The 8,976-nt window shown below is 71.5% G+C and carries 8 protein-coding genes and 1 tRNA gene; 2 read left to right on the top strand and 7 right to left on the bottom strand.

The window, feature by feature from the left end:
* The first annotated feature begins 221 nt into the window (after positions 1-221).
* Positions 222-779, top strand: a complete 558-nt coding sequence (locus QJS33_RS19530; RefSeq protein ID WP_372339684.1) for a hypothetical protein — start codon at positions 222-224, stop codon at positions 777-779.
* 245 nt (positions 780-1,024) lie between these two features.
* Here QJS33_RS19530 and QJS33_RS19525 read toward each other — a convergent pair.
* The 3 genes from QJS33_RS19525 to QJS33_RS19515 all read right to left on the bottom strand — a co-directional run bounded on the left by QJS33_RS19525 (position 1,025) and on the right by QJS33_RS19515 (position 2,877).
* Positions 1,025-1,100 (bottom strand) — tRNA-Arg (locus QJS33_RS19525).
* Between the two features lie 137 nt (positions 1,101-1,237).
* A complete protein-coding gene (locus QJS33_RS19520) occupies positions 1,238-2,185 on the bottom strand; it encodes a DUF3592 domain-containing protein (RefSeq protein ID WP_306369459.1) in 948 nt (315 codons plus the stop codon).
* A 65-nt stretch (positions 2,186-2,250) separates the two neighbouring features.
* Positions 2,251-2,877, bottom strand: a complete 627-nt coding sequence (locus QJS33_RS19515) for a glyoxalase (RefSeq protein WP_306369458.1) — start codon at positions 2,875-2,877, stop codon at positions 2,251-2,253.
* Between the two features lie 191 nt (positions 2,878-3,068).
* Here QJS33_RS19515 and QJS33_RS19510 point away from each other — a divergent pair, with 191 nt between their 5' ends.
* A complete protein-coding gene (locus QJS33_RS19510; protein WP_306369457.1) occupies positions 3,069-4,307 on the top strand; it encodes an amidohydrolase family protein in 1,239 nt (412 codons plus the stop codon).
* A gap of 551 nt (positions 4,308-4,858) precedes the next feature.
* Here the strand turns inward: QJS33_RS19510 and QJS33_RS19505 are convergent.
* From QJS33_RS19505 to QJS33_RS19490, 4 genes are all read right to left on the bottom strand, one after another.
* Positions 4,859-5,323 carry a helix-turn-helix transcriptional regulator gene (locus QJS33_RS19505; protein WP_306369456.1) on the bottom strand — a complete coding sequence of 155 codons (465 nt, stop codon included), beginning with the start codon at positions 5,321-5,323 and terminating at the stop codon, positions 4,859-4,861.
* 28 nt (positions 5,324-5,351) lie between these two features.
* Entirely contained in the window at positions 5,352-5,762 is a 411-nt protein-coding gene (locus QJS33_RS19500; RefSeq protein ID WP_306369455.1) for a VOC family protein, read from the bottom strand.
* Between the two features lie 255 nt (positions 5,763-6,017).
* Positions 6,018-7,673 (bottom strand): choice-of-anchor I family protein, encoded by a 1,656-nt coding sequence (locus tag QJS33_RS19495; protein ID WP_306369454.1) that lies wholly within the window; start codon positions 7,671-7,673, stop codon positions 6,018-6,020.
* Positions 7,674-8,056: 383 nt separating this feature from the next.
* The gene (locus tag QJS33_RS19490) at positions 8,057-8,476 is read right to left on the bottom strand and encodes a hypothetical protein (protein ID WP_306369453.1); all 420 of its coding nucleotides are present in this window, start codon (positions 8,474-8,476) and stop codon (positions 8,057-8,059) included.
* Positions 8,477-8,976: the final 500 nt, after the last annotated feature.

The following is an 8,976-nucleotide window of genomic DNA, read 5'->3' as shown; positions in this document are numbered from 1 at the left end:
GCGGTTGGCTGGTGCGCAACCGCCGTCTGGCCCGTGACTACGAGCGGTTGACCGACAACTCCGAGACCATGGTCCGATCGCGATGATCCGGTTGATGGCCACACGGCTGGCCGGCCAGAGCCCACGGTGGAGCAACCGACCAGCCGACCAGGCCGTGTAATCACCCGCATACCCAACAGTCACTGAGGCCAGAGGAGGCCGTCAACCTCAAGTGGTCGGCGGTGCACCTGCAGCCCCGCGTATGGGATCCCGAGCAGGAGCAGTGGTGCGACCCCGAGCCTGAAGAGGACTGGGGGCAACTCATCGTCCGCGAAGTCACGCCCGACGTCGGCAAGCGATGGACGGACTCCGGCCGGCAGCGCGATCGCCGACAACCCAAGGGACGAGCAGAGAACGAGAGTAGGCCCGTGCCCTGTTCGCCGCGTCTGTCCCGGATCCTGCGGGCTCATCGGGACGAGTTCGGAGAAGGCCCGGACGGGTTGGTGTTCTTCGGTGTCCACGGCCACCAGTTGGCCACAGGTGTTTACCGGCAGGCGTGGCACCGGGCTCGCAAGACCGTATTCACCAAGGAGCAGCAGGAGAGCACGCTCGCCCAGGTGCCCTATGACCTGCGACGTGCGTGCGTGTCCACCTGGCTCAACGAGGGCATCAGCCCCGCCCAGGTGGCGGCCTGGGCGGGCCACAGTCAAGAGGTGCTCCTGCGGGTCTACGCCAAGTGCATCGACGGCAACGAAGAACGTGACAAGCGTCGTGGGGCGAAGGGTTTTGAGGGTTTCTGACCCTCACGCCCCGCACCGGACCGCACCTCAGGACACAGAAAATCGTGAGTGACCAGGCTCACATGCCTGGTCGGGCCAAGCCATTCCTGTGGAACCTGGGCCGCTGAAAACTTCACCACGTATTCGCCACAGCCATCCGTAGGCGGCCGGATTCGGTCGCTGTCAGCCGGATGCCCTGCCCTGGCACAAAAGAGAACGCCCGGCCTGTTTTCGCAGTTCCGGGCGTTCTCTCCACTGTCTCATGGTGGCGCACTCGGGAGGATTCGAACCCCCAACCTTCTGATCCGTAGTCAGATGCTCTATCCATTGAGCTACGAGTGCAGGTTGTTCAGTTGTCGTCGCCCTGGCGGACCGTGTCCTCCCTGGCGACGTCTCCGACTCTATCACGGTGCCGGAGTGGCTTCGCGCCATTTATGCGTGTGACCCCCGCCATCCGGGTGTGGCACCGCGCCCCCGGTTCAGGAGGGGAAAGCCGCCTGGAAGACGAAGAACAGGACCACTCCGACGACGATGAACACCACGCTCACGACGAGCGGTGCCAGGCGTGCGGCCGAGGCCAGGGTGGCCGGGCCGTCGGGGAGGGAGTAGTGGGGCGGGTGCGCCGGGTCGTAGTCGACGCGCAGGCGGTGGCCGGGGGGCGGGGTGAAGGTGCTGCTGGAGGAGGGGTGGCGCATGTGGACCTCGCGCCCGTCGCGGGCCCGGAAGCGGACCGTGAACGGGTAGAGGCGAATCGTCCGCCAGCGCCCGTCCCGGCGGACGCGCTTGGTCTCGGTCCAGCTGTCGGTGATCACACCGGTCGTGGACTCGCTGTACTCGTGGCGGGCGACCTTGCCGGTGAGCAGCGAGTGCACGGCCCGGACGAGGAAGACCAGGCCCAGGAACACGAGGAGCAGCGGGATGAGGTCCAGCACCGAATCGGTCCCGTACACGACGATCGGGGCCGCGATCGCGAGGACGACCAGGCTCGCGGCGAAGGGGAACAGCGCCCCGATCAGGGAGGTCTCCGCGGGGCCGTCGCCCCGGTGGAGGGGGTGGTCGCCCAGGGAGCGGTCCGGGAAGGCCGCCCGGTCCACCCGGACGTTCCCGGGGTCCTGCGGGGAGTACACCAGTGTGACCGGGGTGCCCTCCGGCAGCAGGTAGCCGCCGGTGCCCGAGTCGTCGACCGTTTCCCAGGTGCGTCCCTGGGGATCGCGGACGAGGATCGTCAGCCGGTGCCGGCCCGAGGCGCGGTCCATCGGGTGGACGGCGGTGACCGTCCCGTGGGCGCGCACCCCCGTCTGGGCCAGCTGCTGCTCGCGGCGGCGCCGCGCGAGCGCGGCGGCGGTCCGGCGTGCGCCGGTGACGAGGAGCATGCCCGCGATGACGGCGAAGATGAGCAGGTTCACGGCGATTCGGTCGTCCACCATCGTGTTCTACCAAAGCGGCGCCCGGGTGCGATAGGCCAGGGCCCGGTCGGCGACCGGAAAAGGTGTCAGGAGACGCGGGCCGGGGCCGCGGCATCCCAGGCGAAGCCGTCCGGGTCGGTGCAGGGGCCGATGTCGCCGCCGATCAGCAGTCCGTGCGGACCGGCGCCCTGTGGGTCGGCGCCGACGGTCTTGGCGAGGGCGCGGCGCCGGTACAGCGACAGCTTGACCGAACCCGGGTCGGTGGCGAACTCGGCGTAGGAGCGGCCGAAACCCTTGGACACGGTCAGGCCGCGGCCGGCGTAGAACTTCTTGGTGGCGGCCACGTCCTCGACCCCCAGCAGGAGCACGACCTCGTCCACCTTTCCTGTGGCCGGGCCGGTGTTCTTCTTGGTGGAGGTGGCCAGCTGCCAGACCGCCCCGTCCGGGGCCTGGACGATGCCGCCGTAGCCCCACATCGACTTGGCGACGGGCTTGACGGTCGTGGCCCCCGCGGCGAGCGCGGACTCGACGAGGACGTCGACGTCGGCGGGCTGGGACGTGATCAGCGACAGGGTGAATCCGCGAAAGCCCGTGGCGGCCTCGGCGGCGGTGCGCGTGCGGACCAGGTCGCCCAGGTCGAAGGCGGTGGCGTAGAAGCGGTCGGCGGCCTCGGTGTCGGTCGCGTCGAGGGTGATGGAAGCGATGTTCGTCATGGTCACAACGTTAGGAGCGGGCTCCCGGCGGCGCTTCTCGATTCCTGACCGGTCGCCCGGCGGCCCCTTGGACCGCCCCTGGGCGCGCGCCCGGCGGGGCGGTGCGAGAACGTGGGTCCACGCCGTTCGTGTGACCCCCGTCGCACACGGGCGCGCGACCCCTCGGGTGCGACGGGAGCACAGGGAGAGACATGTCCACACCAGCCACCGTGATCATCTCCGGAGCCCGTGTCTTCGACGGCGACGTCTTCCACCCGCGGGCGGACGTCGCGTTCGCCGGGGACACCGTCCTTGAGGTCGGCCGGGACCTGGCCGCGCGGTACCCGGACGCACGCACGGTCGACGCGACCGGTAAGACCGTGCTGCCCGGCATCATCGACCTCCACGTGCACATGACGACGCAGCACGCGGGATCGCTCAACGCGTTCGCCGAGCCGTTCTCGTTGCAGTTCTACAACTCGGCCGCGTACCTGAAGCGCACGCTGGAGGCCGGGGTGACGACGGTGCGCGACGCGGGCGGCACCGACCTGGGGGCCAGGGTCGCCGTCGAGTCCGGTGTCATCCCCGGGCCGCGGCTGCGGATCGCGGTCACGATCATGAGCCAGACCGGCGGGCACGGCGACACGCGGCTGCCGTCCGGGGCCGACGGCCCGATGCTGGCCCCGCACCCCGGGCGCCCCTCCGGGGTCGCCGACGGCGTCGAGGAGGTCCGCAAGACCGTGCGCACGATCCTGCGGGCGGGCGCCGACCAGATCAAGATCTGCTCCACGGGCGGCGTGCTCTCGCCCGCCGACGACCCGCGGCACTCCCAGTTCACCGAGGACGAGATCCGCGTGATCGTGGAGGAGGCCGCGGCGCAGGGGACCTACGTCATGGCGCACGCGCAGGGCAGCGAGGGCATCAAGAGCGCCCTGCGGGCCGGGGTGCGCTCCATCGAGCACGGGATCTACCTCGACGAGGAGGCGATCGGGCTCTTCCTCGACCGGGGTGCTTACCTCGTGCCGACGCTGGCCGCCCCGCTGGCGGTGATCGAGCGCGCCCGGCAGCCGGGGTCGGGGCTGTCCCAGGCCGTCATCGACAAGGCCCACCGGGTGGTGGACACGCACCGGGAGTCGGTGGCCAAGGCGATCGCCGCCGGGGTGAGGGTCGCCATGGGCACCGACTCGGGGGTGGGCCCGCACGGGGCCAACCTCCAGGAGTTCGCGCTGCTGGCCGACCTGGGCATGGGCCTGGTGGACGTGCTGCGGGCGGGCACGTCCGTGGCCGGGGAGCTCATCCAGGGGGCGAGGGTCGGCCGGCTGGCGCCGGACCACGCCGCCGACGCGGTCGTGCTCGACGGGGAGCTCACCGACGCCGACCGGTTGGCGCTGCTGCCGTCGCTGGTGCGGCAGGTGTGGAAGGACGGGGCGGAGGTGTTCACCCGTTCCTGACCGCGGGGCCCGGACCGCGTCGAGCGGGCGGCCGTCGCGCATGAGGGTGCGCCCCGGCACCTCGTTCGCCTCGCGCCGGGCCTGGACGCGGTGCGGCCGGATCGGGAAGTACCCGTGTCCGTCCGGCCCGCGCGGGTCGAACCCGGTCCGCTGCGCGAACGCGTCACCCGTTCCCGGGAGGAGGTCGGCGAGGTCGACCGGTGCGGCGGTGCCGTCGATCATGACGACGTCGCGGGTGGGGCCCCGACCGATCCGCACCCGGCCGTCGGCCGGCAGGTTGCCCCCGGTGACCGAGGTGAGGGACGTGGAGATCAGCAGTGCGGAGCCGTCCCACGGGTAAGAGAGCGGGAGAAGGTGGGGCCGCCTTCTCCCGCCGTCGCCGGCCAGAGGCCGACATCGCTCTCCGGTCCCGCCCGGACTCCCCGGAGTCCCTCCTGAAGGCTGCGCGGCGGTGTGGTCGGCAAAGCCCTCTCCCCTGTTCCGGGTCGGACCCCTCCCGGCGGGAGGGCCCGGCGTCCATGCCGGTCGAAGGTGCGGCGTCGGCCGGGCCGTCAGGTGGACGGCAGGTCCATGGGTGGCGCCCCCCGGTGCCGGACCGGCCGTGTGACCTGCTTGGCCACGCACTGCGGGAGCCCCTGCGCCGAGCCCGCCGCCGCGCTCCGGTAGGCGCTGGGGGACATGCCGAACAGTTCGGTGAACCGGGTGCTGAAGGTGCCCAGGGACGAACAGCCGACCGCGAAGCAGACCTCGGTGACGCTGAGGTCTCCGCGGCGCAGCAGCGCCGCCGCGCGCTCTATCCGGCGCGTCATCAGGTACGAGTACGGGGACTCGCCGTAGGCCTGCCGGAAGCTCCGGCTGAGGTGCCCCGCCGACATGTGAACGCCGCGGGCGAGCGCCTCGACGTTCAGCGGCTGTGCGTACTCCCGGTCGATCCGGTCCCGGACGCGGCGCATCAGGGCGAGGTCGTCCAGGCGCTGCGCCTCGGCGCGGGCGCGACCCCAGGAGGAACGGCACATGGGCGGGCTCCTTTCACCGGGGTCCGGCTCAGCGGATCTCCTGGATGCGCACCAGGTTGCCCGCAGGGTCGCGGAAGGCGCAGTCGCGGACGCCGTACGGCTGCTCGGTCGGCTCCTGGACGACCTCGGCGTCCAGGGCCTGCACCTTGTCGAAGGTGCCGTCGAGGTCGCGGGTGGCCAGCAGGATCCAGCCGTAGGTGCCCTTGGCCATCATCTCGGTGATGGTGCGGCGCTCGTCCTCGCTGATGCCGGGGTCGGCGGCCGGGGGCGCCAGGAGGATCGACGTGTCGGGCCGGTCGACGGGGCCGACGGTGATCCAGCGCATCCGGCCCCGGCCGACGTCGCTGCGGACCTCGAAGCCGAGGACGTCGCGGTAGAAGACCAGGGAGGCGTCCGGGTCGTCGTGCGGGAGGAAGCTGGTGTGAATCGTCAGGTCCATGACCTCAGGCTAGGACCGCGGCCCCGGCCCGCGCTTCTCGATTCCTGACCGGTCCCGGAACCGGGGAGCGGCGTGGGCCCTGAGCAGGTGCGGGCCCGCACCCGGCGGGACGGCTCCTATGAGGTCACGGGTGCCCGTCCGGTCGCGTGCGGCGGCTTCCCCGAACAGGCCGACGAGTCCCGTCAAGAACGACCCGTCGGTGTCGGTCCGGGGACGGGTCGGACCTGCCGGAGAAGCCGCCGCACGTCCTCACGGTCAGAGGTCGACGCGGAAGAGGGTGGTGGTGCCGGAGACCTCGTTGGCGACGACGAGGACCGGCGTGCCCGGGATCGGGGAGTCCCCGGCCGGGATGAAGGTGAGGCCCTCCGGGCCCAGGTCCAGTGCCTCGGGGGTGCCCGGCTCCGCGGAGAAGTCGCGGTTGTTCACGTAGTCGACGAAGGAGGCGTCGGCCGGGTCGGTGACGTCGTAGATCATGATGCCGCCGACGCGCTCCAGGCCGATGAAGGCGTAGACCCGGCCGCCGATCCTGCCGAGCGTGACGCCCTCGGGCTCGGGGCCCTTGTCGTCGCTGCGGGTGTCGAACCCGTTGGAGGTGTGGTTGGAGTTGAAGAAGTCGGGGTTCTCCTCGGCGATGATCCGCTCGAAGTCGGAGCCGGAGTCGAAGACCAGGTCGCCGTCGGTGGTGAAGATCGAGAAGGAGCGGCCGCCGAAGGAGTACAGCTCGTCGTGGCAGTCCTCCCCTTCACGCAGGCCCTCGGCGGCCGAGACCGTCAGGCGGCCGAGGTTCTCGTCACGCTGGAGGTCGGCGACGGTGAGGTCGTTGGCGTCGAGGTAGGGCCGCAGGCGCGGCGAGTCCTCGCACAGTTCGAGGTCCTTCACGCGGGCCTCCTCCGAGTAGCCGTCCCAGTCGCGGACGTCTCCCTCGTTGGCGGTGACCAGGAGGCTGCGGCCCCGGTGGCGGTACATGTCGAAGCCGTCGGGCTGGTACATGCCGTACACCGGCAGGTTGCGCAGGTCGACGGCGTCGTCGCGGTTGGAGGGGTCCAGTTCGTTGCCCGGCTCCAGGTGGTCCTTGACGCCGAACGGGACGATGTCGGTGACCTCGGCGGTGCGCAGGTCGACGACCGCGAACGCGTTGGCCTCCTGGAGGACCACGTGGGCGCTGTAGGCGGTGTCCGCGACGATGTACTCGGGTTCCAGGTTGCGGGCGACCCGGCCCGGGGTGCCCGGCTCGCCGGTGGACAGGTCCGGGCCGAGCACCCGGACGCCGTCGGGGAGTTCGCGGTCGCCGTCCCAGGCGCGGAAGTCGGCGGTGCGCACGTCCCGCTGGGTGACCGCGGCCGGGCGGCGGTTCACCTTGATGACGCTGACGGAGCCCTCGGGGTCGACCGTGTAGTCGTCGTTCGGCTCTCCCTCGTTGGCGACCAGGAGGAGGCGCCCGTTCGGGGTGAAGGTCGCCATGTCGGGCAGGGCGCCCACGCGCACGGCGTTGAGGGCGTTGCCGCGGGTGTCGTAGAAGACCACCCAGCCGGGGTCGGTGCCGTTCGCGGCCTCCACGGCGACGGCGACGGTGTCGCCGTGGACCGCGACGGAGTTGGCGACCGCGCCCTCCTCCACCACGGAGCCGTCGGCGGCCGTGATGCCCGGGGCGACCAGGTCGAAGAGCTTGGTCGGGGCGGTGGGGTCGGAGATGTCGAGGACTTCGACGGCCGCTGCCAGGGCGTTGACCACGTACAGGCGCTGGGTGCGCGGGTCGTGGGCGACGATCTCGGCGGACGCCTGGTCGAAGGCGCCGGTGGAGTAGGTGCCGAGCGGGGCCAGGGGGGTGCCGTCGGCGCGTTCGTCGGCGTGGGCCGCCGTGCCGGTGAGGGCGACGGACAGGACCGCCGCCACCGCCGTGGTCTTGCGCATGGTGCTTCCTTCCGGGGGGACGGGCGCGGACGCGCCCCGCGGAAGCCAACCAGGTGCGCCCGAACGGCCGGTGTCGCCCGGGTGAAGCGCCGGGGGGGCGGGACCAGGTGGGACGGCGGGTGGTGGCGGTGTCCTCCGGTGGGGGATGCCGTGGCGGACGGCCGGCAGGGCCGCCCGCTGTGCGGTGCGGGCGCCGGCGGCGGCAGGGCCGGTCCACCGCCCCGGCGGGAGGACGATCCGCGTGCGCCGCCCCCGGCGCCTCGCACCGGTGGGCCCGGAGGCCGGGGTCGCCAACCGTGGAGGCCGCCCACGGTGGCGGTACGCCCCGCTCCCGGGGCCGGGGGCCGCCGGGCCCGCGGCGCCGGAGCGGCGTGGCCCCGGGGTCAGCGGGGGACGGTGTTGCGGACGCGGTGCCAGGCGGTGACCCAGCGGCGGCGTTCGGCCTCGTCCTCTCCGGCACAGGCGGTGACGAAGGCCATCAGGAACACGTAACGGGGCAGCCGGTCCCCTTCGAGGACCTGGCGGAAGGTGGAGTGCTTGACGGCTCCACCGCACAGGTACTCCAGCTCCCGGTAGGACCAGTCGCCGGCCCACACCACGTAGCGGCGCATGGTGAGGAGGAACTCGGCGGTGGTGCGGGCGTGCAGGGGGTTGGGGCGGTGCTCGTAGCCGTCGATGTCGCGCAGGGGGCGCGAGCGCTCGACGGGGGTGGCCACCGGGGTGGAGAGGAGACGGTCCAGCCACCCGGCGCCGTTGACGGCACGGTTCGGGCCGGTCGGTTCAAGGACGCCCGTGGGGGTCACGCCGTCTCCTTTTCTTGTTCCGAGAAGGGTCGTCAATCGCTGCTTCCGGGCACGGGGCACCTGGGGGTGCACAAGTGAGCAGGAGGTGTGGAGAGAACACCGAAGTCGTGCGAGGACGTTGTGGAGTAACCCCGACTGTTCGGTTACCGGGAAATCTACCGGATGAACACGACACGCGAAAGCGCCTGTGGCATGGGCATCTCAGCGTCCTCCACCACACGGTGGTGTGACACGCGGAGGCCCCGCCGGGGTTCCGGGAATTTTTCTCGACAAATCCACCGAATGTCATCTGAATCCACAGGAGAAACGTCGGTGATGATCAATGGCAACGGCGCACTTCCCACCTGGTGACACCACTCTCCGGCCTCATGTGCCACCGCGAGAGATATCCGAATATACAAATTAAGGTCAACCGAAAATAGTGATCGCGGGGCCCGGGGCGGTGGTCCGCCGCCGGGGCGGCGCGCGGAGGATTCGTCCCCGCGCCCCCGGACCGCCCG

Source organism: Nocardiopsis sp. CC223A, from assembly GCF_030766825.1.
GTDB lineage: Bacteria > Actinomycetota > Actinomycetes > Streptosporangiales > Streptosporangiaceae > Nocardiopsis.
Note: the sequence above shows the minus strand (reverse complement) of the source record. Positions and strands in the feature narration are given on the sequence as shown.

Coding starts and splice junctions, on each gene's coding strand:
- QJS33_RS19500 (WP_306369455.1), bottom strand. CDS start 5,762: ATGGACCTGACGATTCACACCAGCTTCCTCCCGCACGACGACCCGGAC.
- QJS33_RS19505 (WP_306369456.1), bottom strand. CDS start 5,323: ATGTGCCGTTCCTCCTGGGGTCGCGCCCGCGCCGAGGCGCAGCGCCTG.
- QJS33_RS19515 (WP_306369458.1), bottom strand. CDS start 2,877: ATGACGAACATCGCTTCCATCACCCTCGACGCGACCGACACCGAGGCC.
- QJS33_RS19510 (WP_306369457.1), top strand. CDS start 3,069: ATGTCCACACCAGCCACCGTGATCATCTCCGGAGCCCGTGTCTTCGAC.
- QJS33_RS19495 (WP_306369454.1), bottom strand. CDS start 7,673: ATGCGCAAGACCACGGCGGTGGCGGCGGTCCTGTCCGTCGCCCTCACC.
- QJS33_RS19520 (WP_306369459.1), bottom strand. CDS start 2,185: ATGGTGGACGACCGAATCGCCGTGAACCTGCTCATCTTCGCCGTCATC.